Origin of the sequence: Streptomyces sp. GDS52 (assembly GCF_052246875.1) — a bacterium.
GTDB lineage: Bacteria > Actinomycetota > Actinomycetes > Streptomycetales > Streptomycetaceae > Streptomyces > Streptomyces cathayae.
This window is the reverse complement of record NZ_CM125966.1, coordinates 3,487,352-3,512,701: the sequence shown is the minus strand read 5'-3', so window position 1 is coordinate 3,512,701 and position 25,350 is coordinate 3,487,352. Positions and strand designations below refer to the sequence as shown.

22 protein-coding genes and 2 pseudogenes are annotated in these 25,350 nt (G+C 72.7%); 10 read left to right on the top strand and 14 right to left on the bottom strand.

The window, feature by feature from the left end:
- Window positions 1–2: 2 nt before the first annotated feature.
- Complete coding sequence (locus ACTWJ9_RS15950) at window positions 3–722, bottom strand: TetR/AcrR family transcriptional regulator (protein WP_279334895.1); 720 nt, start codon at window positions 720–722, stop codon at window positions 3–5.
- A 119-nt stretch (window positions 723–841) separates the two neighbouring features.
- Between ACTWJ9_RS15950 and ACTWJ9_RS15945 the strand changes: the two genes are divergently transcribed.
- The 5 genes from ACTWJ9_RS15945 to ACTWJ9_RS15925 all read left to right on the top strand — a co-directional run bounded on the left by ACTWJ9_RS15945 (window position 842) and on the right by ACTWJ9_RS15925 (window position 4,651).
- On the top strand, window positions 842–1,687 hold the full coding sequence (locus ACTWJ9_RS15945) for a patatin-like phospholipase family protein (RefSeq protein WP_443294347.1): 846 nt from the start codon (window positions 842–844) through the stop codon (window positions 1,685–1,687).
- 64 nt (window positions 1,688–1,751) lie between these two features.
- The gene (locus ACTWJ9_RS15940; protein ID WP_279334893.1) at window positions 1,752–2,975 is read left to right on the top strand and encodes a cytochrome P450 family protein; all 1,224 of its coding nucleotides are present in this window, start codon (window positions 1,752–1,754) and stop codon (window positions 2,973–2,975) included.
- Between the two features lie 301 nt (window positions 2,976–3,276).
- Window positions 3,277–3,648 (top strand): DUF6479 family protein, encoded by a 372-nt coding sequence (locus ACTWJ9_RS15935; protein WP_279334892.1) that lies wholly within the window; start codon window positions 3,277–3,279, stop codon window positions 3,646–3,648.
- Between the two features lie 177 nt (window positions 3,649–3,825).
- A complete protein-coding gene (locus ACTWJ9_RS15930) occupies window positions 3,826–4,206 on the top strand; it encodes a MerR family transcriptional regulator (protein WP_279334891.1) in 381 nt (126 codons plus the stop codon).
- A 241-nt stretch (window positions 4,207–4,447) separates the two neighbouring features.
- Complete coding sequence (locus tag ACTWJ9_RS15925) at window positions 4,448–4,651, top strand: cold-shock protein (protein WP_004985680.1); 204 nt, start codon at window positions 4,448–4,450, stop codon at window positions 4,649–4,651.
- A gap of 255 nt (window positions 4,652–4,906) precedes the next feature.
- Here ACTWJ9_RS15925 and ACTWJ9_RS15920 read toward each other — a convergent pair whose 3' ends face one another.
- A complete protein-coding gene (locus ACTWJ9_RS15920; RefSeq protein WP_279334890.1) occupies window positions 4,907–5,233 on the bottom strand; it encodes an antibiotic biosynthesis monooxygenase family protein in 327 nt (108 codons plus the stop codon).
- 45 nt (window positions 5,234–5,278) lie between these two features.
- Window positions 5,279–6,256 carry an SCO2400 family protein gene (locus tag ACTWJ9_RS15915; RefSeq protein ID WP_443294346.1) on the bottom strand — a complete coding sequence of 326 codons (978 nt, stop codon included), beginning with the start codon at window positions 6,254–6,256 and terminating at the stop codon, window positions 5,279–5,281.
- 440 nt (window positions 6,257–6,696) lie between these two features.
- Between ACTWJ9_RS15915 and ACTWJ9_RS15910 the strand changes: the two genes are divergently transcribed.
- Window positions 6,697–7,833 (top strand): sugar ABC transporter substrate-binding protein, encoded by a 1,137-nt coding sequence (locus ACTWJ9_RS15910; protein ID WP_443294345.1) that lies wholly within the window; start codon window positions 6,697–6,699, stop codon window positions 7,831–7,833.
- Between the two features lie 61 nt (window positions 7,834–7,894).
- On the opposite strand, the gene ACTWJ9_RS15905 is transcribed toward ACTWJ9_RS15910, so the two are convergent.
- Window positions 7,895–8,266: a hypothetical protein gene (locus tag ACTWJ9_RS15905; RefSeq protein WP_279334887.1), complete on the bottom strand. Its 372-nt coding sequence runs from the start codon at window positions 8,264–8,266 to the stop codon at window positions 7,895–7,897.
- A gap of 127 nt (window positions 8,267–8,393) precedes the next feature.
- Entirely contained in the window at window positions 8,394–9,722 is a 1,329-nt protein-coding gene (locus ACTWJ9_RS15900) for a lipase family protein (RefSeq protein ID WP_279334886.1), read from the bottom strand.
- A gap of 246 nt (window positions 9,723–9,968) precedes the next feature.
- Between ACTWJ9_RS15900 and ACTWJ9_RS15895 the strand changes: the two genes are divergently transcribed.
- On the top strand, window positions 9,969–10,670 hold the full coding sequence (locus ACTWJ9_RS15895) for a response regulator transcription factor (protein ID WP_279334885.1): 702 nt from the start codon (window positions 9,969–9,971) through the stop codon (window positions 10,668–10,670).
- 100 nt (window positions 10,671–10,770) lie between these two features.
- Here ACTWJ9_RS15895 and ACTWJ9_RS15890 read toward each other — a convergent pair whose 3' ends face one another.
- Complete coding sequence (locus ACTWJ9_RS15890; protein WP_279334884.1) at window positions 10,771–12,282, bottom strand: DEAD/DEAH box helicase; 1,512 nt, start codon at window positions 12,280–12,282, stop codon at window positions 10,771–10,773.
- A 303-nt stretch (window positions 12,283–12,585) separates the two neighbouring features.
- Window positions 12,586–12,789: a cold-shock protein gene (locus ACTWJ9_RS15885; protein ID WP_109379033.1), complete on the bottom strand. Its 204-nt coding sequence runs from the start codon at window positions 12,787–12,789 to the stop codon at window positions 12,586–12,588.
- A gap of 358 nt (window positions 12,790–13,147) precedes the next feature.
- On the opposite strand from ACTWJ9_RS15885, the gene ACTWJ9_RS15880 reads away from it, so the two are divergent.
- Window positions 13,148–15,088, top strand: a complete 1,941-nt coding sequence (locus ACTWJ9_RS15880; RefSeq protein WP_423836100.1) for a glycoside hydrolase family 5 protein — start codon at window positions 13,148–13,150, stop codon at window positions 15,086–15,088.
- A 66-nt stretch (window positions 15,089–15,154) separates the two neighbouring features.
- Here the strand turns inward: ACTWJ9_RS15880 and ACTWJ9_RS15875 are convergent, their stop codons facing one another.
- From ACTWJ9_RS15875 to ACTWJ9_RS15865, 3 genes and pseudogenes are all read right to left on the bottom strand, one after another.
- Window positions 15,155–15,712 carry a cysteine hydrolase family protein gene (locus ACTWJ9_RS15875; RefSeq protein WP_279334882.1) on the bottom strand — a complete coding sequence of 186 codons (558 nt, stop codon included), beginning with the start codon at window positions 15,710–15,712 and terminating at the stop codon, window positions 15,155–15,157.
- Between the two features lie 25 nt (window positions 15,713–15,737).
- On the bottom strand, window positions 15,738–16,694 hold the full coding sequence (locus tag ACTWJ9_RS15870) for an LLM class F420-dependent oxidoreductase (RefSeq protein WP_387042494.1): 957 nt from the start codon (window positions 16,692–16,694) through the stop codon (window positions 15,738–15,740).
- Window positions 16,695–16,862: 168 nt separating this feature from the next.
- A pseudogene (locus ACTWJ9_RS15865) lies at window positions 16,863–17,276 on the bottom strand (CBS domain-containing protein); the annotation flags it as partial.
- Between the two features lie 622 nt (window positions 17,277–17,898).
- Here ACTWJ9_RS15865 and ACTWJ9_RS15860 point away from each other — a divergent pair.
- Together ACTWJ9_RS15860 and ACTWJ9_RS15855 are read left to right on the top strand one after the other, a co-directional pair.
- On the top strand, window positions 17,899–19,185 hold the full coding sequence (locus ACTWJ9_RS15860; RefSeq protein ID WP_443294344.1) for an RNA-guided endonuclease InsQ/TnpB family protein: 1,287 nt from the start codon (window positions 17,899–17,901) through the stop codon (window positions 19,183–19,185).
- Between the two features lie 77 nt (window positions 19,186–19,262).
- Window positions 19,263–19,490 (top strand): annotated as a pseudogene (locus ACTWJ9_RS15855) (hypothetical protein); the annotation flags it as partial.
- Between the two features lie 65 nt (window positions 19,491–19,555).
- Here the strand turns inward: ACTWJ9_RS15855 and ACTWJ9_RS15850 are convergent.
- Genes ACTWJ9_RS15850 through ACTWJ9_RS15835 form a run of 4 tightly spaced genes read right to left on the bottom strand, consistent with a single transcriptional unit; the run spans window position 19,556 to window position 25,331 of the window.
- On the bottom strand, window positions 19,556–20,581 hold the full coding sequence (locus ACTWJ9_RS15850; protein ID WP_279334879.1) for an SDR family oxidoreductase: 1,026 nt from the start codon (window positions 20,579–20,581) through the stop codon (window positions 19,556–19,558).
- 2 nt (window positions 20,582–20,583) lie between these two features.
- Entirely contained in the window at window positions 20,584–22,353 is a 1,770-nt protein-coding gene (locus ACTWJ9_RS15845; RefSeq protein ID WP_279334878.1) for a glycoside hydrolase family 15 protein, read from the bottom strand.
- Between the two features lie 48 nt (window positions 22,354–22,401).
- A complete protein-coding gene (locus tag ACTWJ9_RS15840; protein WP_443294343.1) occupies window positions 22,402–23,511 on the bottom strand; it encodes an enolase C-terminal domain-like protein in 1,110 nt (369 codons plus the stop codon).
- Window positions 23,508–25,331: a thiamine pyrophosphate-requiring protein gene (locus ACTWJ9_RS15835; protein ID WP_443294342.1), complete on the bottom strand. Its 1,824-nt coding sequence runs from the start codon at window positions 25,329–25,331 to the stop codon at window positions 23,508–23,510. Before ACTWJ9_RS15835 ends, ACTWJ9_RS15840 begins: the two co-directional genes overlap by 4 nt.
- Between the last annotated feature and the right edge of the window lie 19 nt (window positions 25,332–25,350).

Below are 25,350 nucleotides of genomic sequence, written 5' to 3'. Positions count from 1 at the left end.
GCTCACCCGGCTCCCCCGGCCCGTGGCCGGTGCGGACCCATCTCCTGAAGCACGTCACCGAGTTCGGCACCGGTGAGGGCGCGACCCGGCAGCGGTGACGCCGGGGCGGTGCGCAGGCCGTCGAGGAACAGGGCGAGGGGGCGGCGCCAGGCGTCGGGGCCGGCGGCCGTGGTGAGGGGCGGCACGGCGCGTCCCAGGGCGGCGAGGGCGAACAGGACGTCCTCCGTGGTGACGTCGGGACGCACGGTGCCCTCCTCCCGGCCCCGGTCGAGCAGCAGTTCCACCGTCCGGCGGTTGTGGGCGTGCACGGACCGCAGGGACTCGACGTCCGGCAGGTGGGTGGTCATGAGGTCGTTGGTGCCGCGGTCGGCGGCCAGGGTGCCGAAGACGACGTCGAGGTAGTCGTGCAGACCCGTCCAGGCGTCGGGGGCGGTCCGGGCCCGCTCGCCTGCCGCCATCGTGTCCGTCAACTGGTCGCGGAAGACGGCGTCGACGAGTGCCGCGCGGGCGGGGAAGTGCCGGTAGAGCGTCGCGTTGCCGACGCCTGCCCGGCGGGCGATCACGTCGAGCGGCGCGTCGAGCCCCTGCTCGGCGAACACCTCGCGGGCCGCCGCCACCAACCGGTCCCGGTTGCGCCGGGCGTCGCGCCGCTGCCGGGGCGCGGGCTGCGACTCCGGGGCCGTGGAGTCCTGGCCGACGCTTCTGTCCGTCCCTCCGTCCATCCGTCCCTCCGTCTCCGCGTGAACCGGGGAGTGCTCCCCGGTGAGGATGTTATCGTCGGGACAGTAAACGGGGAGTACTCCCCGTTTAGGCTGCTTCGAAGCGTCGGAAGGGACACCTGATGGGCGGAACCGCGCTGGTGCTCGGGGGCGGGGGCCCGGTCGGCGGAGCCTGGCTGACCGGGGTGCTCGCCGGTCTCGCGGAAGCCGGAATCGACCTGGACCGGGCGGACGTCGTCATCGGCACCTCGGCCGGCGCGATCTTCGGCTCCCGGCTGCTCGGGGGAGAGCCGCCGGCCGAGATGTACGAGCGTCAGCTCACCGGCGCCGACCGGATCGACATCGGCTCCGGCCTGCCCACGACGCTCCGCTTCCTCTGGGCCGCGCTCGGCTCCCGCGACCCCGACCGTTCGGTACGGCGTCTGGGACGGACCGCCCTCGCCGCGCGCACCGGCCCCGAGTCCGAGGTGTTCGACGCCCTGCGCCCCCTGCTGCGGGGCGCCGTCGACTGGCCGGCCGGAGGGAGGCTGCGGATCACCGCGGTCGACGCCGTGACCGGAGAGGTGCACGCTTTCGACGCCGACTCCGGGCTCACGCTCCTTGAGGCGGTCGCCGCCGGCTGTGCGGTGCCGGTGGTGTGGCCGCCGATCACGGCTGCCGGACGGCGCTGGATCGACGGCGGCACCCGTTCCACCGGCAACCTCCAACTGGCCCGCGGTGACGAGCGGGTGCTGGCCCTCACGCCGATTCCCTCGGCCGTCGGCCCGCATCCCGACGCCCGGCGGCAGGCGGCCGCTCTCAGGGCCGAGGGCACCGAGGTCACCCTCGTCACGCCGAACGCCGCGGCCCGCCGCGCCATGGGCCGTGACATGACGGCCGGCGTCCGTCGCCCGGCCGCCGCCCGCGCGGGACGCGCCCAGGGGGTTGCCGTGGCGGACGCGACGGCCGACGTATGGCCCGGTCGGTGAGGTGAGCCCGGTGGACCGAGGTACGACACCGCAGACACGGAGCAGACAGGGAAAGGACGGTGGCATGCGAGCGCCCACCCCGAAGGAACCGGTCCCCGAGGACCTCGACCCGGCGGCCGACCCGTACGCCGTCCACGCGGCGCTGCGCGCCAAGGGCCCTGTGCACCGCGTCCACGTCCCCGGCAGCGGGGACAGCTGGCTGGTGGTCACGCACGAGGCGGTCCGCCGTGCGCTGACCGACCCCCGGCTGCGCAACGACATCCGGCACTCCGCGACCTGGGGGACCGACGGCGGTCACGCCATCGGCCGCAACATGCTCCAGAGCGACCCACCGCAGCACACGCGCCTGCGGCGACTGGTGGCGGGCCACTTCGCACCGGGACGGATCGCCGGGCTGCGTCCGCGCATCGAGGACATCGCGCGGGAACTGCTCGCGGAACTGCCCGGGCAGGGCACCGCCGACCTGGTGGGCGGTTACGCACTGCCGCTGCCCGTCACGGTGATCTGTGAGGTGCTGGGCGTGCCCGCGGCGGATCGCACGGCCTTCCACACCTGGTCGAACGAGCTGGTCATGCCCACCGGTGAGGAGGACGCCGCCGCTTCGGCGGGCGCCCTGGCCGGCTACCTCACCGACCTGACCGCCGAGAAGGCCCGGACCCCGGACGGCTCCCTGCTCGCGGCCCTGGCCACGGCGACCGACGACGCGAGTGCGGGCCCCGCCCCCGAACCCGGATCCACAGCCGGCGGCCTCACTCCGGAGGAACTGCTCGGAACGGCCTTCCTCCTCCTCGTCGCCGGTCACGAGACGACGGTCAACCTGATCTCGGCGACCCTGCACAGCCTGCTGGCCCACCCGGACCAGCTCGCCCGGCTCCGCGCCGACCCGTCACTCGTCGACGGGACGATCGAGGAGTCGCTGCGCTACAACTCTCCCGTCCACGCGGGCGCGTTCCGCTTCGCGGCCGAAGGGCTGGACCTGGCCGGCACCCGCGTCGACGCGGGAGACGCGGTGCTGGTGTCGCTGGCGGCGGCCTCCCGTGACCCGCTGGCCTTCCCGGACCCCGACCGTTTCGACATCACCCGCCGCCCCCGGGGCCACCTGGGCTTCGGCCACGGCCTCCATCACTGCCTCGGCGCCCCTCTGGCCCGCGCGGAGGCAGTGATCGCCCTCCGCCTCCTCCTCGACCGCTACCCCTCCCTCGCCTTCGCCACCGACCCGACGACCCTCACCTGGCGAACGAGCACCCTGCTGCGCGGCCTGAGGGAACTACCGCTGCGCCTGGGCTGACCGGAGAGCCGGGCCGGCTCTCCGGAAGCCGTTGCTCTGGGAAGGCGCCGGCGCCGCCGGTCCCGTCGATGTGTCTGCGGGACGGGGCGGGGTGAGGGGGGAAGGCCGGGGGTGGGCCCCGAGCTGCACACGTGGGGACGCGACGGCCCGTTCCGGCCTTCCCTCCGTCGGTAACTTGTCATGGCGCGGAGGCCGCCGCCTGCCGGAGCGGCCGAATGAGCGTGGACGCCCGCCGGGGCCCCCGAACGGACAAGTGGGGCATTCGAGTGCTTTATCTCACTTTCTCGTCCATAATCGGACCATGAACACGGCATCGTATGAACTGCTGGCCGCGAGCCAGCAAGTGCTGAGTCTGCTCGCGGCCTTCGTCGGCGGGCTGGTGATAGCCGGCGCGCTGGTCTGGGCCGTACGTGTCGGCATGAAGGTCATGGATCAGGAGGAGCCCCGCCCCGCCCCCGAGGACCAGCCGAAGCTGCCGGAGACCGGTGCGGTCCACGAGATGCGGGAGATGCGGGAGCCGGACGAGATCGCGAAGGTGTCCAGGGACGGCGAACGGCTCATGCCCTACCAGCTCCGTCACGCCGCGACCAGAACGGGGAAGGACCAGCAGCGGCGGCGCTGGCTGCCCGGTTCCAGCGGCGGCTTCGGCAGTGGAGGTCCCGGGCACGTCTGAGCGACCCCCTCGCGAGAGGGGGATCCGTGTCCGTTCCCCCTCCGCGAGCGGAAGCAGGGGCAGGCGCGGATATCTGTGTGCGCCGTGGCAGTTTTTCCGCCGAGGCGATTAGAGTTCCGGTGTGGGGAACCCGTCCCGTAGCGGTCCGTGTCCCCTGCGGTCCGCAGAAAGGTGCGCATGCCCCCGGAGAGGCAGCCGTATGCCGACGGGCGGCCGGACGACGCCCGGCCGCCCGTCGCCGACCGGCTCGACGACGACCACTTCCCGGCCTACACCATGGGCAGGGCCGCCGAACTGGTCGGAGCGACACCCGCCTTCCTCCGCGCCCTGGGCGAGGCGGAACTGATCACCCCGACGCGCTCGGAGGGCGGCCACCGCCGCTACTCGCGCCACCAGCTGAAGCTCGCCGCCAGGGCCCGCGAGCTCGTCGACCAGGGGACTCCGGTCGACGCCGCGTGCCGCATCATCGGCCTGGAGGAGCGGCTGGAGCAGGTCGAGCGGCTCAACGAGGAGCTGCGCCGACGGGACGCGGACACCGCCGTGCACCAGCACCACTGAAAATCTGTTCCCGCCGGACCAGAAATCCAGTGTCCGTCACGGAAATCTATTTCCCTAAACGTGTTGCCGGCATTATTTCTCGGTGATTTTCCTCGCTTGCCGTCGATATGGTCCATGCTAGGCTGACGTCAGTTGCAGTTGTGGTTGCCAGTTTGCTACCGGTTCTCCGGGCAGGTGATCATCGCGACGATGAGGGAATTCGTAAAGTGCGTTTTCCCAGCACTGTCTCAGGAGATTTGATATGGCCACCGGTACGGTGAAGTGGTTCAACTCGGAAAAGGGCTTCGGCTTCATCGAGCAGGACGGCGGCGGCGCCGACGTCTTCGCCCACTACTCGAACATCGCCACCTCGGGCTTCCGTGAGCTCCAGGAAGGCCAGAAGGTGACCTTCGACGTCACGCAGGGCCAGAAGGGCCCGCAGGCCGAGAACATCGTTCCCGCCTGACCCGTACGTACGCGAGTACACAGGGATTTCAGCAGGGGCCCCGCACATCGGTGCGGGGCCCCTGCTCCGTTTTTCCGGGCTCCCGTACGTGTTTCCGCTCCCCGGGAGGGAAAGGGCCGGCTGATCCGGCCCGGCCCTTTCCGTGGATCGCCCGATCGCCCGATCGCCCGCTCGTCGGCTCGTGTGCTTCTCCGCCGGACGGGTGGCTGCCGTCTGCGCGGTTCGGGTGAACGCGGGGACGCCGTAGGGGGTGGGTCAGGCCTGCTGGGGGCCGGTCTGCTGGACCACCTCGAAGGACCACAGGGTCGCCCCCGTGGCCGCGGGCTTCGGACGGTCGCCCTGTGCGCCCTCACCGCCGTGCGCGGTCTGGGCGCGGCCCTCCATCCAGCGCTGGAAGTCCTCCTCGGACCGCCAGCGGGTGTAGACGAGATAGGTGTCGGTTCCCTCCACCGGGCGCAGCAGCTCGAACCACTCGAAGCCGTCCGACCCCTCCACCGCGCCCGCCCGCGCGGCGAACCGCTGCTCCAGTGTCTCCCGCTGCTCTTCCGGGACCGTGAGTACGTTGATCTTGACGATGCTCATGTTCCGATTGTTCCGCAGCACGGCGCGGAACACGTGCGGGGGCGGTCAGCCGAGGCAGATCACCAGCAGGCACAGCTCGGAGCGGGGCGTGCTCGGTGAGTCGGGCGGGGGCGTCGAGGGGTCCGGCGCGGCGGGCTGCGAGCCGCCCCGGTCCATCGGCTCCTTGTTTCTGCCGTCCCCGCCGTTTCCGCTGTTCCCGCCGCCGCTGCCGGAGGCTTCCGCGGGCGGGTTCGCCGGGCGGGTCGCCGCACCGGGGCCCTCGGCGGAACCAGCACCGGATACGGAACCGGATCCGGATCCGGCTTCCGCGCCCGAGGCGGTCCGCGGTGGGGGCGGTGCCGTCGTGGGCGCTCCGGTGGCGCCGTCCGGCCGGGTGTCCGAGGTGGTGCCGGGTGCCGACGCGGTGCCGGTCGACCGCGGGTCCGGGGCGTCGTCCGAGGCCGGCTGCGCGGGCCGGTCCGGGGAGGGCCGGTGCGTGCCGGGCGGGGTCGCCGCGGGCGCGGGGTCGCCGTACTGCTCCGCGGGCCCCGCGGGCTCCTTTACGCCGCCCATACCGGTGACCTCGGGTGCCGTCGCGGCCTGGGTGCGGTCGCCGGAACCCCGGTCCATCGAGGCGACGGTGAGACCACCGCCGACGAGCGCCACCGCCGTGGCGACCAGGGCGCGGCGCTGGGTCTTCTTCCACCGCGCCAGCTGCCGTCGCCGCGCCGCCCGCCCCGTGGGCGCGGACATCGCGGACGCGGACGCGGATGCGGGCTCCGCCGCGGGGTCGACTTCGGCGTCGGCTTCGGCGTCGGTGGAGGCGAGGTCGGCGTCGGGGAGCGTACCGGCACCCGTGTCGACACGTTCCGTGCCCCGGGTGCCTCCGGTGGCCTCCGTGCCCGGGGGCGCGGTCGTCGTCGACGGGCCGGGAACCGTGCGCCCGCCCATGACGCTCGGCGCGATGTCGGGAGCGTAGGCGCCGCATCCGGGGCACACCAGGGCGCCGTTCAGATGCCGGCGACACGTGGAGCAGTAGTCCATCCGTTGTCTTCCTGAGTCGACATGCACGCACCCGCCGAGCCGGAGACGGCCCGTTCGCGTTCGCACGCGAGAGCGGGTGGAGCAGGAACAGCCACGCTAACGACCTTCGCGAGCCGCTGTGTGCAGTCCGTGTGCCACTCCTGCGCACGTTCTCTGCCCGCCTCGCGTGAATGCCGTGAGCATGCGCGGCACGCGGTGCCCGGAACGCCCCGGGCTGAATGATGTTCAGTGAGAATCCCCTGGCGCGGCGGCGGTTCCGGAGCGGAGCACACAGCCCATTCGGGTCGTCGCAGTCACAAATCGGACCGGTGACGGCCGTTCAGGGCGTGGAACCGGCGGGTGGGACCGCAGGGCGGGCACGGTTTGACGTCGACGGGCCGCGCGGCGTTGGCGGCTTCCACCGGTCGCCACGCTGCACCCTCGCCCGGAAGGCACCTGATGTGAACCCCTGTACTCCTCGCACCACCCGCACCACCCTCGTGACGGCCGGTCTCACGGCCCTCTCGCTCCTCTCGCTCTCCGCGTGCGGCGCGTTCGGCGGCAGTGACGGGAGCGGTGACTCCGCCTCGCCGAGCAAGCGCAACGACATCACGGTGGGTCTCCTCCTGCCCGACGACGACGCGACGCGCTACGAGAAGTTCGACCGTCCCCTCATCGCGGAGCGGGTCGGCGTTCTCACCGGCAAGGAGGGCAAGGTCGTCTACGCGAACGCCGGGGGGAGCACGGCCGAGCAGAGCCGGCAGTTCGACCGGATGATCGCCGACGAGGTCGACGTGATCCTGGTGACCGCGGTGGACTCCAGGGCCGTCGGGCCGGACGTGAAGAAGGCCAAGGCGGCGGGCATTCCCGTCATCGCCTACGACCGGCTCGCCGAGGGCCCGATCGACGCGTACGTGTCGCACGACAACGAGCTCGTCGGCGAGGTGCAGGGCCGCGCGATCGTCGACGAGCTCAGCGGCAAGGGGGAGAAGGGCAAGGTCGTCGTGATGAACGGCGCGCCCGCCGACCCGAACGCGGCCCTGTTCAAGAAGGGCGCGCTCAACGAGTTGAACGGGAACGTGGAGATAGCCAAGGCGTACGACACCGACAAGTGGAGGCCCGAGGTCGCCAAGGCGAACATGGAGAAGGCGATCGACGCCATCGGAGCCGGCAACGTCGACGCCGTCTACTCGGCGAACGACAGCATGGCCGGAGCCGTCATCGAGGCGCTGGAGGAGGCGGGCATCTCCGACCTCCCGCCGGTGACCGGGCAGGACGCCGACCTGGCGGCCGTGCAGCGGATCGTCGCGGGCACGCAGCACATGACGGTGTACAAGTCGTTCCGGCTCGCGGCGGGCGGCGCCGCGGAGATCGCGGTGGCCCGGGTCCAGGGGCGGGACATCCAGTTCGACTCGCTGACCGTCGACCGCGTCGACAGTGCGACGCGGAAGGACATCCCGACGATGCTGATCCCGGTGGTCGCCCTGACGCGGGACAACATCCAGGACACGGTGATCCGGGACGACGTCTACGAGGTCAAGGACATCTGCACCGCCGAGTACCGGGCGGCCTGCGCCTCGATCGGCCTCACCCCGTAACCCCGTGAACCCGTAACCCCGTGGACCACCGGCCGCCCGGTCGACCGGCCTCGTCCGCGTACTACGTCGACTGGTCCGCGTAGCGGATGTCCCCCACCGTCCAGGCGCTCACCTCGGCGAGGTCGACGCGGTACATCCCCCCGGTGTCGGGGATGCCGTAGCTCCCCTGGAGGATGCGGGCGACGTGGAAGTGGAGGTGGGTGGGGCGTGCCGGGTCCCCGCCTCCGCCGGCCTCTGTGAACGGGACGGCGAAGTGGGTCAGCCGCGCGGAGTCGCGCAGCACCTCGGCCACCCGCTCCCTCCACAGGGCCTCGGGGGCCAGCCGTCCGGTGATGACGGCACCGGGAACCACCACGGTGAGTGACATCTGGCTGTCCCGATCGGCCTCGACCATCGCGGCGACGGCGACGAGCAGATCGTCAGGGTGCGACATGGTCGAAGAGCGTAGCCGAGCCCCGGCCCGGCCGGGCGTCGGCGGCCCGGATCACTTCGACGTGGCGGCGCTTCGCGGTGGTGGTGCCCGGCTTTCGGGAGCCGGGCACCAGGACCGGTCGTCGCCGTCAGGGCTGTACGGGCATGCTCCGGCAGTCGGAGGCGGCCCGTTTGCCGGACAGCCGGTCGGTCAGCCAGTCGACGGCGCTGCCCTGGTCGGTCAGCAGCGGTGCGAAGTGGTTGAGCAGTGAGCTGCCGACGTCGGGCAGGAGGACGGCCTTGTAGGTGACGTCGGCGCCCTTGCGGCACCAGTCGACGGCGAGGCCGCGGGCCTGTCCGTGCGGTACGAGGTCGTCGCTGACGCCCGTCGCCACGCGGACGGGGCCGGACGGTTTCAGCGTGCCGATGCGCTGGCTCTCCAGGAACGCCCGGAGGGCCGGCGTGGTGGCGATGATGTCGCTGAGGGAGCGCCCGTCGCGGGTCCACCCGGTGCTCTCGGTGAAGCCGTGGCCGAAGAGGGCGTCGCCGACGCACATCGTCGACAGGTCGGTGAGGGCCGCCCTGCCGGCGGCGTTCAGGTGCGCCTCGGCGATGGGTCTCAGGGACGGGTCGGACTGGAGGAAGCCGTTCAGCGACCAGCCCAGCGCACCCGCCAGTTCACTGCCGTCGATGGCCTCGGTGACCGAGGCCAGGTCGGCGGGCGGTGCTCCGGCGTACGTTCCGGCGAGGGGGACGTCGGGGGCGTAGGAGGGCTGGAGTTCGGCGGCCGCCGCACTCGCCCCGCCGCCCTGGCTGTATCCGAAGAGCCCGACCGGGGAGTCGGCGGTGACCGAGGTGCCGCGCACCGAGCGGGCGGCGCGGACGGCGTCCAGGACCGCGTGGGCCTCGTCGACCCGGTTCACGTAGGTGTGCAGCCGGTCGGTCGTGCCCAGACCCGCGTAGTCGGTGACGACCACGGCGATGCCCTTCGCGAGGAGGCGGTGGACCGCCAGGTTCTCGTAACCGACGGACACCGTCTGGCCGTTGAGCCTCAGCGGGTGCTCGAGCCCCAGGGAGGCGGCGCACTGGTCGCCCTGCCCCATGGTGCCGGGTGCCACCGCGACCAGGGGCCGGGGACCGCCGGCCTTCCAGCGGGCGGCCGGTTCGAGGTAGGCGCCGGTGACGGCGACCGGTTGCCCGGTGGAGTCGGTGGACTTGTACATCAGCCGGGTCGCGCTTCCCGGCAGCGGACCCGTGAGGCCGGGCAGGCGCAGGGCCAGCGGGAGGGGCTCGCTCCGGACGAGGGCGCCGTCGGCGGCGGGCAGGTGGGCGGGCGGGTGGTAGAACGCGGGGATGGTGACACCCCGGGACACGGTCTCGTCCGTCGCCGCGGCGGGGGCGGCGGCGACCACGTGGGCGCCGAGGCAGGCGGCGGTGACCACCGCGGCCAGAAGTCCGGTGCGCGAGCGTGGGGGCATGGCGAACCTCCTGTGGAGCAACAGGTGGGAAGCGGCCTCCGCGCCGCTCGGGGGGTGGTCCGGACCGAAATTACCCAGAAGTAAGTTACTCGTGGTAGCAGTCGGGGGGTCACGGTTCGGTAATGTGCTCCCGGGCCCTGGGCCCGGCACGTGGCCGACGTCGTGGTGTCAACACCGCCCGGAGCCCGGTGACCTGACGACGCGTCCGTACGGCGCGCCCGCCCGCATCCCCTCCGGAGGCCACGGATGACCGCGCTCGCCCCCGCCCCCGATTCCGGCGCCCCGATCCGTGTCCTGGTCGGCGACGACCAGGAACTCGTACGCACCGGCTACGTCACCATCTTCGGCGCGCAGCCGGACCTCGAGGTCGTCGGCGAGGCGGGCGACGGCCGCGCCACGGTGGAGGCGGCGCGGCGGCTGCGCCCGGACGTGGTGGTGATGGACATCCGGATGCCGCTCCTGGACGGAATCGAGGCGACCCGTCTGCTGGCCGGCCCGGGTGTCGCCGAGCCGGTGAGGGTCCTGGTGGTCACCACCTTCAACCTCGACGAGTACGTGTACGAGGCGCTGCGGGCCGGCGCGAGTGGATTCCTGCTCAAGGACGCACCGCCGCGCGACCTGGTGGACGGCATCCGCACGGTCGCCGCCGGCGAGTCGCTGCTGGCGCCCGCCGTCACCCGCAGGCTCGTCGGCAGGTTCGCCGACCGCATCCGCCGGCCCCGGGCCCCCGCCACCGAGGCGCTGTCCGCCCTGGCGCCCCGCGAGACCGAGGTGCTGAGACTCATCGCCGAGGGCCTGTCGAACGCCGAGATCGCCGACCGGATGGTCATCAGCCGCGAGACCGTCAAGACGTACGTGTCACGCATCCTGACCAAGCTCGGCCTGCGCGACCGGGTCCAGGCGGTCGTACTCGCCCACCGGGTGGGCCTGGTCGCCCCCTGCGACTGACCCGCCCTGCCCGGGGCAGCCGCCCGCCCGGTCCCTCGGCGGGCGGCGGCCGACAGGCGGCCGGAGCCTGCCCACCCCTCGGCGGGCGGCCGGAGCCTGCCTACCCCTTGGCGGCCGGGCGGCGGCGTCCCTGGCCGGGGCGGCCGCGTCGGCCGCGGGAGGAGGAGCCGGAACGCGCGGGCTTGTTCTGGGCGGGCGGCGGAGCGATGACGACGGGCACACCCGAGGGCGCCTGGGCTCCGGTGATGCGGTTCAGCTCGGTCCCGCCGGGACGTACCCGGGTGGTCTGCGGGGTGATGCCGGCGTCCCCCATCAGACGGGTCATGTCGCGGCGCTGGTGCGGCAGGACCAGGGTGACGACGGTGCCGGACTCACCGGCCCGGGCGGTGCGCCCGCCGCGGTGCAGGTAGTCCTTGTGGTCGCTGGGCGGATCGACGTTGACGACGAGGTCCAGGTTGTCCACGTGGATGCCGCGGGCCGCGACGTTGGTGGCCACCAGGACCGTGACGTGGCCGTCCTTGAACTGGGTCAGGGTCCGGGTGCGCTGGGACTGGGACTTCCCGCCGTGCAGGGCCGAGGCGCGCACCCCGACGGCGAGGAGCTTCTTGGCCAGCCGGTCGGCGGCGTGCTTGGTGTCCAGGAACATGATCACGCGCCCGTCGCGGGCGGCGATCTCCGTGGTGGTGGCGTGCTTGTCGTCGTCGTCCACGTGCAGCAGGTGGTGCTCCATCGTGGTGACCGCGCCCGCGGACGGGTCGACCGAGTGGACCACGGGATCGTGGAGGTAGGTGCGCACCAGACGGTCGACGTTGCGGTCCAGCGTCGCGGAGAACAGCATGCGCTGGCCCCCGGGGCGCACCTGGTCGAGCAGGGCGGTCACCTGCGGCATGAAGCCCATGTCGGCCATCTGGTCCGCCTCGTCCAGGACGGTGACGGCGACCTGGTCCAGGCGGCAGTCGTCCCGGTCGATGAGGTCCTTGAGCCGGCCGGGCGTCGCGACGACGACCTCGGCCCCGGCGCGCAGGGCGCTCACCTGCCGGCCGATCGACACCCCGCCGACCACGGTGGCGATGCGCAGGCGCAGCGCGCGTGCGTAGGGGGTGAGGGCGTCGGTGACCTGCTGGGCGAGTTCCCGGGTGGGCACGAGGACGAGGGCCAGCGGCTGCCGGGGCTCGGCCCGCTGCCCGTCGGTGCGGGCCAGCAGGGCGAGGCCGAAGGCGAGCGTCTTGCCCGAGCCGGTGCGCCCGCGGCCCAGCACGTCCCGGCCGGCCAGCGAGTTCGGCAGCGTAGCGGCCTGGATCGGGAACGGGGTGGTCACGCCCTCGGTCCCGAGGGCGGTCAACAGCCGCTCGGGCATGTCGAGTTCGGAGAAGGACTCGACCGGCTCCAGTGCCGGGGTGAGGGTGACCGGCGGGGCGAACTCCCCACCGGACACGGCGGGACGGCCTCCGCGGCCGCCACCGCGCCCGGCCTTGCCCGAACGGGGGGCGGCGCCCTGGCGGCCCGACCCCTGAGAGCGGACGCGGCCGCCCCGGCCGGAGCCCGTGGAGGCCTTCTCCGTACGGGAGCGGGAGGAGCTGTTGTTCGAACGGGCTGTGTGGTTGCGGTTCATGCGGAACCTTCCTCGATGCGGCACGTATCGAGGAATTCCTCTCGGCGGGGACCTGCACGGCCGCACGAGGATTCGCAAGAATGAGCCGAAATGACAGTGAGACGGAGGACCGGCCGGCGGCCGGAAGCGTCGGATCGCGAGAGCGAGAGCGGGGCGCGCCGGGGGTGCGGGAACGGAGCCGGCTTCGTTGCCGGACCGAGAGCCGGGGAAAGAGGGGAAAGAGGGGGAACGCAGTGGGCCGGGGCCCGCATCACAGAAGTGCGGGTCCCGGCCACGCGGCGCGCGTCGGCGTCGACGTCGGGGTCAGGCGGGAACGATGTTCTCGGCCTGCGGGCCCTTCTGGCCCTGCGTGACGTCGAAGGTCACCTTCTGGCCTTCCTGAAGCTCGCGGAAGCCCGAGGTGGCGATGTTCGAGTAGTGGGCGAAGACGTCGGGGCCGCCGCCGTCCTGCTCGATGAAGCCGAAGCCCTTTTCCGCGTTGAACCACTTCACGGTGCCAGATGCCATATTCGATCTCCCTTGAGGGCAGTGCTCGGGGCCCACACCTTGTGGGCCCGTCGTTGCAGCAACGGTCCACCCGGCTGTATTCCTGGTGAGCCGCGAAGCTTTCCAGCAACAAAAAAGAGTGCTCGTCGACGGAAGGTCGGAAGAGCACTCGAAGCTTCACTCGACGTCTTGCTCGGTCTCGCTCGACGTCTCGAAGTCTCTGGGCCTCTGGTAACCGAAACTGCAACTCTTCACGGTAGCACGGCCCCCGGTGTGCGCCGACTCGGCCGCGTGCAGGACTGGACCAATGCCGTACCGGCCCCCATGATGGTCGCGAAGCGAGAATGGGCATGACAATTCTCTTCTCCGGGTGGTGACCGTGCGCGGACTCTTCGGCAGGGCGGCTCTGGCCGCCGTACTCCTCCTGGCGCCCCTGGTGCCCCTGACACCCGCCGCCGCTGCCGCGGCACCGCAGGAACCCGCCACCGAGCCGGCCTCCGTCTCGGCCTCCGCCTCCGCCGAGGACTGGACGGCGCCCCTCAGCACCCGGGGCCGCTGGATCGTCGACGCGGACGGCGACCGTTTCAAGCTGCGGTCCGGCAACTGGCACGGAGCCAGCGGCACCTGGAACGGCTCGGGAAGCAGGGACGAGGACGCGAACCACCACGCCGGGGAGAACTCCGGCCGGATGCCCCTCGGCCTGGACCGCGCCCCCATGGCCGAGATCATCGCCGGCTTCCGGGAGCTCGGGCTCAACAGCATCCGGCTGCCCTTCTCCAACGAGATGATCCACGACGGCCGCCCCGTCACGGACGACGCGGTCGCCGCGAACCCCGCCCTGCGCGGGAGGACCCCGCTCCAGGTCTACGACGTCGTGGTCCGCGAACTCACCGCCTCCGGACTCGCGGTGATCCTCAACAACCACACCAACACCACCCGTTGGTGCTGCGGCGTCGACGGCAACGAACGCTGGAACGCGAGCCGGTCCACCGAGGAGTGGGAGAACGACTGGCTGTTCATGGCCCGCCGCTACCGGGACAACCGACGGGTGGTGGGCGCCGACCTGTACAACGAGGTCCGCCGCACCGTCTGGGACGACCCCAACTGGGGCCTGGGCGACCACCACGACTGGTTCACCGCCTCCCAGCGCCTGGGCGACCGCATCCTGACGGAGGCGAACGCCGACCTCCTCATCATCGTCGAGGGCATCAACTGGACCGGCATCCCCGTGGACGGCTTCGCGCACGGACGCCCCACGCTGGAACCCGTACGCCGGCTCTCGCACACCCTCGTCGACTCCGGCAAGCTCGTGTACTCCGCCCACTTCTACGGCTACACCGGCCCGAACCACAGCGGTGCCACCGGCATCGGCGAGACCAGCGACCCCCGCTACCAGGACCTCACCCCCGCCGAACTGATCGACGTGCTGAACCGCCAGGCCTTCTACGTCTCGGCCGAACAGGACCGGCACTTCACCGCCCCCGTCTGGATCAGTGAGTTCGGTGTCGGAGGCCGCGGCGAGACGGGCGCCGGGCAGCGCGCCTGGTTCGAGAACTTCGTCGACCACCTGATCCGCACCGACGCCGACTTCGCGTACTGGCCGCTCGTCGGCTGGCACGACCATCGCGCGGGCAACGGCTGGGCGCTGCTGCACTGGGACGCCGCGGGCCACCGCATGGGCCTCCACGACGGGGACGACTGGCGCGCCGCCGCCTGGACCCGGCTCGTCGGGGCCCCCGGCCGCACCGGCCGCATCGGCCCCGTGGCCGACTGGTCGATGCTCAGCCCCGACCACGCCGACTTCGTCGCCTCGCGGCGCATGCGCGCGCTCCCCGACTGGGACTCCGGCGCCCGCAAGGCCGTCTGCCCCGACGGCCAGCGCCTCCTCGGCCTCAGCCACACGGGCAACCGGGGCCTGTGCTCCGACGTGACCGCCGGGCCCCTGGGGGACCCGGCCGGCGGACACCGGGTGGTCACCGACGAGCGGTACGTCGCCCCGGGCGGCGACTGGGCGTCCGGCTACACCAAACTCCAGTGCCCCGGCGGGCACTTCCTCAGCGGCTACAGCGTCCGCGGCTCCGCCGTCTCGGCCGCCCTGTGCACGGCCGCCCGGCCCGGCGCGATCACCGCCACGGCCGGCCGTACGGTCTGGTTCGACCGGGGCGACAACAGGGGGCCGGCCCCCGCCGGCGGCGACTTCGGGCACGGCCACTACAAGGGCCAGTGCGCGGACGGCGAGTACGCGGCCGGCATCGCCTACACCGGCCGCCTCGGCTCCTCCCGGACCCCGGACGCGCTGTACTGCCGCCCCCTCGGCTGACCGGCCCCCGCGGCCGCGGGACGGACGGTCCCGGAGCGCGGGGGTACGGCGGGGAACACGGCCCCGTCACGAGAAGTCGATCTCCTTCGCCGTGGCGACCCGGGCGCCCATGTTGCGCTCCATCATCTCCAGGGCGGCGGACTCCAGATGGGGATGGATGGAGGCGACGGCGTCCCTGGGCACGGTGACCTCCAGGTGGCGGATGTGCGCGTCCAGGGCGGAGTACAGGACGCACTGCTCGGTGACCTGACCGCTCAGCACCACGTGTCCGACGCCCAGCCGCCACAGGAGGTAGGACAGGGGGGTCTCGTAGAAGACGGAGTGGCGGGCCTTCACCACGAAGAGCGACTCGTCGTCGGGCGTGATCGGTTCGATCAGGTCGGCATGGGGACCGGCCAGCGCGGTGTCCACGAGTTCTCCCTGGTGGGAGCGCCACAGGCCGAAGTTGTCGTTCGCGTAGACCACCGGTACGTCCGCTCCGCGGGCCCGCCGGATCAGCTCCGCCAGGACGGGCACGACCCGTCGGGCGGACGGTACGAGCAGCTCGGCGTCCTCGTGTTCATAGGTGTTGATCATGTCGATCACGACGAGAGCGGGATGCGTCGTGTCCGCGGGTCGCTCCATGGCTCCACCGCCGTCCTCGTGCGGGTCAGCCGCGCAGCTGCGGCAGGACCTTCGTGCGGTAGAAGTCGAAGAAGCCCTGCTGGTCCTTGCCGATCTGGTTGACGTACACGGTGTCGAATCCCGCGTCGACGAACGCCGACAGAGCCTCGAGGTGCGTCTTCGGGTGGTCGCCGCACGGTACGGCGGACGCCACCCGCTCCTCGGTGACCAACTCGGACGCCTGCTCGAAATGGCGGGGGGTCGGCAGGATCTGCGGAAGCTCCCCGGGCAGCTGCTCGTTGGCCCACAGGCGGTGTGCGGTGCGCAGCGCCTCCTCCCGGTCCGCGCCCCAGCACACCTTCAGTCCGCCGTACACCGGCTTGGTGCCGCCGCCACCGCGGCGGAAGCGCTCGACCATGGCGGCGTCGGGCGCCATCGTGATCAGACCGTCGCCGATGCGTGCCGCGACCTCGGCGGCCTGCGGGCCGAAGGCGGAGACGTCGATGGGCACCGGCTCGTCGGGCAGGGTGTACAGCCGGGCGTTCTCCACGGTGTAGTGCTTGCCGCGGTGGCTCGTCTGCTCGCCGGTGAAGAGCTGCCGGATGATCTGGAGCGCCTCCTCCAGCATCTCCAGGCGCACCGGCGCCTCGGGCCAGGGGGTGCCCAGGATGTGCTCGTTGAGCGCCTCGCCGGTCCCCACCCCCAGTCGGAAACGGCCACCCAGCTGGGCGGCGGAGGTGGCGGCCGCCTGGGCGATCACCGCGGGATGGGTCCGTACGAGGGGGCAGGTCACCGCCGTTTCGACGGGCAGCGAGACGGCCTGGGACAGGGCGCCGATCACCGTCCACACGAACGGGCTCTGGCCCTGCCGGTCGTTCCACGGATGGTAGTGGTCCGAGATCCAGAGGGAGTCGAAGCCGGCCTGTTCGGCCATTCTGGCCTGCTCGACGAGTTCAGCCGGGCTGTGCTCCTCGCACGACAGGAAGTATCCGAAGTCGGCCATCGTCTCTCCCGTCTCCCAGATGGAGCGCGTGGTGATGGGGAACGCACCGCCGAGTACCCGGTGGTACGGGGCCTAACAGCGCGCGCGGGCGCGGCGTGCGGGGAGCCGGGTTCCCGCGGCCCGGCCCCATGCCGCCGGGAGCCCTCCCCCGAACGAGGCGGCCTGCCTGTCGGGCTCCGCGGCGCTGATGTCGCCGAGAGCCGACTCGGGGTCGCGTTCGACGGCCAGGTCTCCGAGGGAGACGATGCCCACCGCGTGCTGGCCGTCGTCGACGACCGGGACCCGGCGGACCGCGTGCTCGCGCATCACCCGCACCACGAGGGGCAGGTCGTCGTCGGGGCCCACGGTGACCAGGTCCTCGCTGCACGTCTCGGCCACCGTGGTCCGGTGGGGGTCGCCGTCGGCCAGGGCGCGCACCACCAGGTCACGGTCGCTGACCAGCCCGCGCAACCGCTCGCCCTCGGTGACCAGGACGGCACCGACGTCCTCGTCCCGCATCATCCGGGCCACGGACGTCACCGAGGCCTGAGGTGCGACGGTCGCCGGGACACTCGTCATGACCTCGCGGACACGCTGAGTCATGGAACCACCCTTCCGTGCGGTGGGGACGGGTGCGCTCACCGCCGCTCGGCCTGCCGGGTACCCGGCGGAGTCCGCTCCCCACACCGTCGCCGGCGGATCCGGTCGTCGGCGGATCCGGTCACCGGGGAGCCGCGGATCCGGGAAGCCGGCAGGCGCCCGGGACGTCCCTGACGGCGTTACAGGAGTGGGGCGAGGGGGGTACCGGGAACGCGGCGGCGGACGCCGCCGGTGTGTGCTGGGAGGCTTGCATGGAGGCTTCGGAGACCGCGGAGGCTTCGGTGGACCGGATCGCCCACCCCTGGGGCGGCCGTACACCTGGCCCCGCGGATCGGCACCAACGTGGCCCTGCTCAACGCGCTGCTCCACCTCTCTTGCCGGGCATGCACCCCGGCCCTTCAGGGCCGGGGTGCATGCCCGTTCCCGCGGAGCGGGACAGGAGGAGCCGCATGCCTTCGGGGCGATGCAGCGTCCCGGAAGAGGACGGTGGCGGGCTTGGTCATGGGAAGGGCGTGATGGTGCGTTGCTGGGAGCGGGAGCGGTGACGGTGGGGGTCGGTCGCTCGTTCGGGTGAGCCCGGCCGGATGCGAAGAGAGGGGCGAGTGGCGGAGCTACGTTGGACGGCATGTCACGGTTCCGGATGTACCCGACCACCGCGCAGGAGCAGCGGATGCTGCTGCACTGCGCGCACGCCCGGTACGTGTGGAACCTGGCCGTCGAGCAGCACGCGCACTGGCGGCCGGGCAGCAGGTCCGCGCCGGGTTTCGCGGAGCAGTGCCGTCAGCTCACCGAGGCCCGGCGGGAGAGTGCCTGGCTGCGGGCCGGGAACGCGGACGTGCAGCAGCAGGCCCTGCAGGACTTCGCCAGGGCCAAGACGGCCCGGTTCGCCTCCGGGTTCGGTGAGCCGACCTGGCGCAAAAAGCACCGGCATGAGGGCTTCCGGGTGATCGGCACCGACCGGGTCCCGGAGTCCCATCCGGACGGCACCCCGAAGCTGAACGCCACGGGCCGGCAGGTGATGGGCCGCTCGGTGGTGGTGCAGAAACTCAACCGGCGCTGGGCGCGGGTGAAGGTGCCGGGCTGCGGCTGGGTGCGCTTTCGCCTCACCCGCGCCGGGCTGCCGCAGGCGAAGACGTTCCTGGTCACCTTCCGCAACCAGCAGTGGCACATCGCCTTCACCGTGATCCCCGAGCCGACCGGCGCACCGGGTACGGGGGAGGTCATCGGCATCGACCGGGGCGTGAAGATCACCGCTGCCCTGTCCGACGGGCGGAGGCTGAACTGCCCGCAGCTCACCCCCCGGGAGCGGGCCCGGGTCCGCAAGCACCAGCGGCGCGCGGCCCGCGCCCCCAAGGGCAGCGACCGCAGGCGGGAGGAGTACGCGAAGGTGGCCAGGATCAAGGCCCGGGAGGCGGACCGGCGCAAGGACTGGTGCGAGAAGACCTCCACCATGCTCGCCCGCACCTACGGTCTGATCCGGTTCGAGAAACTGAACATCACCACCATGACCCGCTCGGCGAAGGGAACCGTCGCACAGCCGGGCAGGAACGTCTGCCAGAAGGCCGGGCTGAACCGGGCGATCCTGGCCCAGGGCTGGGGCCTGCTGCGCCGCCGGACCGGGGAGAAGGCCCCGGGCCGGGTGGAGGACGTGCCCGCCCCCTACACCTCGCTGCGGTGCAGTGCCTGCGGCTGGATCGAAAAGGACTCGCGCAAGAGCCAAGCCGAGTTCGTCTGCATCTCCTGCGGGTTCACCTGCAACGCGGATGAGAACGCAGCGATCAACGTCGCGGCAGGACAGGGCGGGATCCTCCGCCCCCGGCGGGCAGCCGGTGCCGGAGGGGTGACAGCGGCCACCGGCCGCTCGAGCGCCCGTGAACCTCGACCCACCCGGGTCGGAATCCCCCTCGCTTAGAGGGGGAGGATGTCAATACGGCTACTGGGACACCGAGGCCGGACACGGCCCGGACGACAAGACACCCGGGCGCGCCGCGGCGCCCCGAGCCCGGGCTGCTGCTCCTGCGGGACCTCCGGGAGCTGCACCTGAGCGCCGCGGAGAACTCCCTGCACTGGGAGATGCTCGCCCAGCTCGCGCAGGCCACCAGGGACGAGGAGCTGCTCGCCGTGGTCTCCGCGTGCCACCCGCAGACCCTGCGCCAGATGCGCTGGACCAACACCCTGATCAAGACCCTCGCCCCGCAGATCCTGACAAGCCTGTGACCCCGGTCCCGGTCCCGCCCGGCTCTCGTCCCGTCCCCCGTCCTCGCGGTCGACCGCGCCGCGCTTCACGCGCGATGTGCCGTCGCGGTGCGGGCGCGCCTGGTCAGTACGGCCGCTGCCGCGGTGGCGATGCCCGCCGTGAGGGCCGAGGCGGCCGCGGCGGGGTGACGGGACAGAGCGGCCTGGAACGAACGGCCGTGCGCCATGTCGTCGAACACGCCGTGGGCACCGTGGTCGGAGCCCTTCGTCTCGTCGACCGGTGCGAAGAGGTTGCTCTCGTCGCTCGGCGGCCGCCGGTCGGTCTGCTGGGAGTCGAAGCCGGTGCGGGCGAGGTAGCGGTCGAGCAGGGCGGGGGCCAGGCGGTTGGCCCAGACGGTCGCCACCGTGGTGGCTCCGACGTAGTACTGCTTGCGGCGCGGGTGGTCGGCGGCGTACACCACGCCTCGCGCGGCCACCTCCGGCTGGTAGACGGGCGGAACGGGCTGTGGATGCCGGGGCAGGCGTGAGTGCACCCAGGAGAACTGCGGGGTGTTGACGCCGGGCAGCTGGGCGACCGTGACGTGTACGTTGCTGCCGCGGTGCAGCAGTTCGGTGCGCAGCGAGGACGTGAAGCCGTTGATGGCGTGTTTCGCGCCGCAGTACGCCGACTGCAGCGGGATGGCCCGTTCGCCCAGTGCGGAGCCGACCTGTACGACGGTGCCGCGGTCGCGGGGCAGCATCCGCTTCAGCGCGGCCCGGGTGCCGTTGACGAAGCCGAGGTAGGTCACCTGGGTGGCACGCTCGTACTCGTCGGCGGTGATCTCGTCGAAGGGGGCGAAGACACCGGTGAACGCGCAGTTGATCCAGACGTCGATGGGGCCGAAGGACCGCTCGGCGGCCTCGGCGGCCGTCTCGACCTGGTGCGCGTCGGCGGTGTCGGCGAGGTGGACGAGCGGGTGGCCGCCGAGGGACTCGACCTCCTGTGCGGCGGCCTCCAGACCGGCCCGGCCGCGGGCGACCAGCACCACGTTGGCGCCGCGCTCGGCGTAGAGGCGGGCGGTGGCGCGGCCGACGCCGGCGCTGGATCCGGTGATGACGACGGTCTCGGGCATGGTCAGCTCCGTTCTCGGCGCCGTGCGGCGCCGGGATCGTGGGAGAGGCGGGCGGCGGATTCCAGCAGCAGGGCGTGCACGAAGGCCTGCGGGAGGTTGCCGCGCAGCTGCCGCTGGGCGATGTCGAACTCCTCGGCGTACAGGCCGGACGCGCCGCAGGCGCCACGGTTCCGTTCGAACCAGCGGTACGCGTCGACCGGGTGGCCCTGCTGGTGTTCGGCCAGTGCCATGGCGAACCCGCACAGCAGGAACGCTCCCTCCGCTTCCGCCAGCGGCCGGTCGTCGTGGCGGAAGCGGTAGACGAAGTGGTCCTGGGCCAGTCGGTCACGGCAGGCGGCGAGGGTGGCGCGGGTGCGCGGATCGTCGGCGGCCGGGGCGCCGCGGACGGCGGGCAGCAGCAGAGCCGCGTCGACCGCCGGGTCGTCGGGGGCGCGCTGCCAGTGGCCGTCGGGGTGCACGCAGTCGGCGGACACGGCGGCGAGCAGGGTGTCGGCGAGCCGGGTGCAGGGGTCGGCGAGGGGGTGGCGGGGAGCCGCGCCAGCCAGGGCGCGGAGTCCGGCGACGCAGATGAGCCGGCTGTGGGTCCACGGCCTGGCCTCCAACTCCCAGATACCGGCGTCCGGTTCACTTCGGCGTTCGGCGATGGCCCGCACCGCGAGGCCGGCGGCCTTCCAGGCGTCGGCGTCCAGGCGGTCCGCGCGGTGGGCGGCGGCGAACAACAGCAGTGCCTCCCCGAAGCAGTCCAGCTGGAACTGGTCCGACACGTGGTTGCCCACCTGGCTGAAGCCGCCGGGATAGCCGGGCAGGTCCAACTCCCGTTGTCCCGGCACCGCGTGGCCGTGCACGGTGTAGGCGGGGGCCAGCCGCGGGCCGTCGGCGAGGAGCCGCTCGCCGACGAACCGGACGGCCGCGTCGAGCAGTTCGGGACAGCCGGCTGCGGCCGCCGCCTGCCCCGCGTAGCTCTGGTCGCGGATCCACACGTACCGGTAGTCGTAGTTGCGGCCTGCTTCCGCGCGTTCGGGGAGGCTGGTGGTGACCGCGGCGACCATGCCGCCGCCGTGACCGGTCAGGCCGCGCAGCACCGCGTAGGAGAGCCGGCTGTCGAGGGTGGCGACGGTGTTCCGCAGCGGGGGCACCGCCTCCCGCCAGGCCCGCTCGGTCGCGGCCCAGGCCGGCCCGGCCCGCGGGAGGTGACGGGGGAGCGGGGAGGTGGAGCATTCCAGGACCAGGTCGTGCGTCTCGCCGGGCCCGAGGAGCAGGTCGGTGCTCAGGCCCTCCGCGCCGGCCGCGGCTTCGGCGGCGCCCTGCCAGCGCAGCCGGTGGCGGCCGGAGGTGAGGTGCCACACGCCGTCCTCGCCGCGGTGCGGGGAGGCGGCCGGTGCGCGGCCGTAGTCGGCGCGCGGGTCGAGGACGACGCGGACGTGGGCCGGTCCGTCGACGGCGATCAGCCGCCGCAGCAGGACCAGCCGGTCCGGCTCGCCGGGGAAGGCGAGTGCCTCGCGGCACTCGAGGACGCCTTCGGCGGTGACCCAGCGGCTGCGCCGGATCAGCGTGCCCTCCTCGTAGTAGCCGCCGGGGACACAGCGGGCGCGGGGGGTGACGGCGTAGGCACCGCGGCCACCGATGAGGGCGGCGAAGACCGCCTCGTCGTGCCAGGTGGGAGCGCACAGCCAGGTGATGGCGCCGTCGGGTCCGACGAGGGCGCCGCGCTCGCCGTCGGCCAGGAGCGCGTAGTCGTGCAGGGGGTGCGGCGGGAACGCCGTGGTGGTCATGGGTGCTGCTCCTGTTCCCGTCCTGTTCCGTCATGTCCTGTCCTTCTGTCAGTCCACCCGGTAGGGCCGCGCCCGCTCCGTGGCGAGGGTGAGGCCGAGGCCGGGCGCGCCGCCGGCGCCGGGGGTGAGGGTGCCGCCGGTGGGGGCGAGGACGCCGTCGAAGAGGAGGCGTTCGACGCGGACGTGGTCGTGGAACCACTCCAGGTGGCGCAGGTTGGGCACCGTGGCGGCGGCGTGCGCGTGGGCGTGCGGGGCGCAGTGCCCGGAGATGTCGACACCGCGGGCCTGCGCGAGGGCGGCGGCGCGCAGCCAGACGGTGATGCCCCCGCAGCGGGTGACGTCGGCCTGCAGGCAGCCCACGGCGCCGGCGGCGAGCAGGTGCTCGAAGTACGGCAGGGTGTAGCCGTACTCGCCGGCCGCCACCTCCGGGGTGACGCGGGCGCGGATCGCGGCGAGGGTGGCCGGGTGGTCGGCGGAGACGGGTTCCTCGAACCAGGTCACCCCCTCGTCGTCGAGTGCCCGGCTCACGCGTACGGCCTGTTCGGCGCGGTAGCCGCCGTTGGCGTCGACGTACAGTTCGGCGGCGTCGCCGATGACGGCACGGGCCCTGGCGACGCGCCGCCGGTCCCGTTCCTCGCGGCTGCCCCACGACTCCGCGATCTTGATCTTGACGCGGGGAACGTCCTCCTCCTCGACCCAGCCGCGCAGTTGACGCTCCTGCCGGTCGTCGTCGTAGGTGGTGAAGCCGCCGCTGCCGTAGACGGGCACCTCGTCGCGGGCCGCGCCCAGCAGGTGCACGAGGGGCAGGCCGAGCAGGCGGGCCTTGCCGTCCCACAGCGCGATGTCCACGGCCGCGATCGCCTGTGCGGCGACGCCCGGCAGCCCGGCGTTGCGCACCGCGCGCCGCATGGCCTCGTTGACGCGCGGCACGTCGAGCGCCGGGGAGCCGGTGACCACGTCGGTGAGCAGGTCCTCGATGACGTGTGCCGCGGCGGCGGGCGCGTAGGTGTAGCCGAGGCCGGTGACGTTCCCGCAGCGGACGGTGGCCAGGACCAGGGTGGTGCTGTCCCAGCCGAGGGTGCCGTCCGCCTCGGGGGCGTCGGTGGGCACCGTGTAGACGGCGGTGTCCACCCGTTCCACGACCGGGGTGTCGGTCACGTGGTGTCCTTCGCACCGGGCCGGTCCTCGCGGTCCCGGTGGCCGGGCAGGAATTCCTGCACCTTGGCCTTGAAGCCCTGGCGGACCATGCCCGCGCGGTCGCTGTCGCCCTTGAGGACGGAGGCCGCGGCGGCCTCTATCTGGTCGAGGGTGGCGTGCGGCGGGACGGGCGGTACGGCGGGGTCGGTGACGAAGTCCAGTACGCAGGGCCGGTCGGCGGCCAGCGCGGCCTCCCAGGCGCCCACGACCTCGCCCGGCTTCTCGACCCGCAGGCCCTTCAGGCCCAGCAGGCGGGCGACGTCGGCGTAGGGGACGTCGGGGATCGACTGGGAGGGCAGGAACTGCGGGGCGCCCGACATGGCGCGCATCTCCCAGGTGACCTGGTTGAGGTCCTGGTTGTTCAGCACCGCCACGACGAGCCGGGGGTCGGCCCACTCCCGGTAGTACTTGGCGGCGGTGATCAGCTCGGCCATGCCGTTCATCTGCATCGCCCCGTCGCCGACGAGCGCGATGGCCGGGCGGTCGCCGTGCGCGAACTTCGCGCCGATGGCGTACGGCACTCCGGGGCCCATGGTGGCGAGGGTGCCGGAGAGCGAGCCGCGCATGGCGCCGCGCAGCTTCAGGTGCCGGGCGTACCAGTTGGCGGCGGAGCCGGAGTCGGAGGACAGGATCACGTTCTCCGGCAGCAGGTCGTTCAGCGCGTGGACGACGTACTCGGGATTGACCGGGTCGGCGTCGACCGCGGCGCGCCGTTCCATCACCTGCCACCAGCGGGCGGTGTCCTTCTCGATCTTCTTGCGCCAGCCCCGGTGCTTCGACGCGGAGAGCAGCGGCAGCAGCCGGGTCAGGGTCTCGCGGGCGTCGCCGACCAGGTTGACCTCGAAGGGGTAGCGCAGGCCGACCATGTGCGGGTCGATGTCGATCTGCACGGCCCGGGCCTGCCCGAACTCCGGCAGGAACTGGGTGTAGGGGAAGGACGAGCCGATGACGAGGAGGGTGTCGCAGCCGGTCATCAGCTCGTACGACGGCCGGGTGCCGAGCAGGCCGATGGAGCCGGTGACGTACGGCAGGTCGTCGTCGAGGACGTCCTTGCCCAGCAGCGCCTTGGCCACCCCGGCGTGGAGCCGGTCGGCGAGCGCCATGACCTCCTGACGGGCCCCGCGGGCCCCCTGCCCGACGAGGACCGCCACCTTCTCGCCCGCGTCGAGGACGTCGGCGGCCCGCCGCAGGTCCTCGTCGCTCGGCACCGGCGCGTAGTGCGGCATGCCGAGGCTGGAGGGGACCATCTTGAAGGCGTGCCCGGGCGGCGAGTACTCCAGCTCCTGCACGTCGGCCGGGACGATCACGGCGGTCACCGAGCGCCGGGCGACGGCGGTGCGCATCGCCCGGTCCAGCACGTTGGGCAGTTGCTCGGGGACGGTGACCATCTCGCAGAAGTCGGAGGCGACGTCCTTGTAGAGGCTGACGAGGTCGATCTCCTGCTGGTAGGAGCCGCCCATCGCGCTGCGGTTGGTCTGGCCGACGATCGCGACGACGGGCACGTGGTCCAGCTTCGCGTCGTACAGGCCGTTGAGGAGGTGGATGGCGCCGGGCCCGGAGGTGGCGGCGCACACGCCGACCCGGCCGGAGAACTTGGCGTAGCCGACGGCTTCGAAGGCGGCCATCTCCTCGTGACGGGCCTGGATGAACCGGGGATCGTCGTCGGCGCGGCCCCAGGCCGCGAGCAGACCGTTGATGCCGTCGCCGGCGTAGGCGAAGACATGCTCCACTCCCCACTCGCGCAGGCGCTCGAGGAGGTGGTCGGAGACCTTCTGCGACATGTTCGAGGACCTTTCCGTA

Coding starts and splice junctions, on each gene's coding strand:
- ACTWJ9_RS15915 (WP_443294346.1), bottom strand. CDS start 6,256: ATGGACTACTGCTCCACGTGTCGCCGGCATCTGAACGGCGCCCTGGTG.
- ACTWJ9_RS15845 (WP_279334878.1), bottom strand. CDS start 22,353: ATGACCACCACGGCGTTCCCGCCGCACCCCCTGCACGACTACGCGCTC.
- ACTWJ9_RS15875 (WP_279334882.1), bottom strand. CDS start 15,712: ATGGAGCGACCCGCGGACACGACGCATCCCGCTCTCGTCGTGATCGAC.
- ACTWJ9_RS15860 (WP_443294344.1), top strand. CDS start 17,899: ATGTCACGGTTCCGGATGTACCCGACCACCGCGCAGGAGCAGCGGATG.
- ACTWJ9_RS15925 (WP_004985680.1), top strand. CDS start 4,448: ATGGCCACCGGTACGGTGAAGTGGTTCAACTCGGAAAAGGGCTTCGGC.
- ACTWJ9_RS15930 (WP_279334891.1), top strand. CDS start 3,826: ATGCCCCCGGAGAGGCAGCCGTATGCCGACGGGCGGCCGGACGACGCC.
- ACTWJ9_RS15940 (WP_279334893.1), top strand. CDS start 1,752: ATGCGAGCGCCCACCCCGAAGGAACCGGTCCCCGAGGACCTCGACCCG.
- ACTWJ9_RS15950 (WP_279334895.1), bottom strand. CDS start 722: ATGGACGGAGGGACGGACAGAAGCGTCGGCCAGGACTCCACGGCCCCG.
- ACTWJ9_RS15900 (WP_279334886.1), bottom strand. CDS start 9,722: ATGCCCCCACGCTCGCGCACCGGACTTCTGGCCGCGGTGGTCACCGCC.
- ACTWJ9_RS15850 (WP_279334879.1), bottom strand. CDS start 20,581: ATGCCCGAGACCGTCGTCATCACCGGATCCAGCGCCGGCGTCGGCCGC.
- ACTWJ9_RS15895 (WP_279334885.1), top strand. CDS start 9,969: ATGACCGCGCTCGCCCCCGCCCCCGATTCCGGCGCCCCGATCCGTGTC.
- ACTWJ9_RS15890 (WP_279334884.1), bottom strand. CDS start 12,282: ATGAACCGCAACCACACAGCCCGTTCGAACAACAGCTCCTCCCGCTCC.
- ACTWJ9_RS15870 (WP_387042494.1), bottom strand. CDS start 16,694: ATGGCCGACTTCGGATACTTCCTGTCGTGCGAGGAGCACAGCCCGGCT.
- ACTWJ9_RS15885 (WP_109379033.1), bottom strand. CDS start 12,789: ATGGCATCTGGCACCGTGAAGTGGTTCAACGCGGAAAAGGGCTTCGGC.
- ACTWJ9_RS15935 (WP_279334892.1), top strand. CDS start 3,277: ATGAACACGGCATCGTATGAACTGCTGGCCGCGAGCCAGCAAGTGCTG.
- ACTWJ9_RS15905 (WP_279334887.1), bottom strand. CDS start 8,266: ATGTCGCACCCTGACGATCTGCTCGTCGCCGTCGCCGCGATGGTCGAG.
- ACTWJ9_RS15920 (WP_279334890.1), bottom strand. CDS start 5,233: ATGAGCATCGTCAAGATCAACGTACTCACGGTCCCGGAAGAGCAGCGG.
- ACTWJ9_RS15945 (WP_443294347.1), top strand. CDS start 842: ATGGGCGGAACCGCGCTGGTGCTCGGGGGCGGGGGCCCGGTCGGCGGA.
- ACTWJ9_RS15835 (WP_443294342.1), bottom strand. CDS start 25,331: ATGTCGCAGAAGGTCTCCGACCACCTCCTCGAGCGCCTGCGCGAGTGG.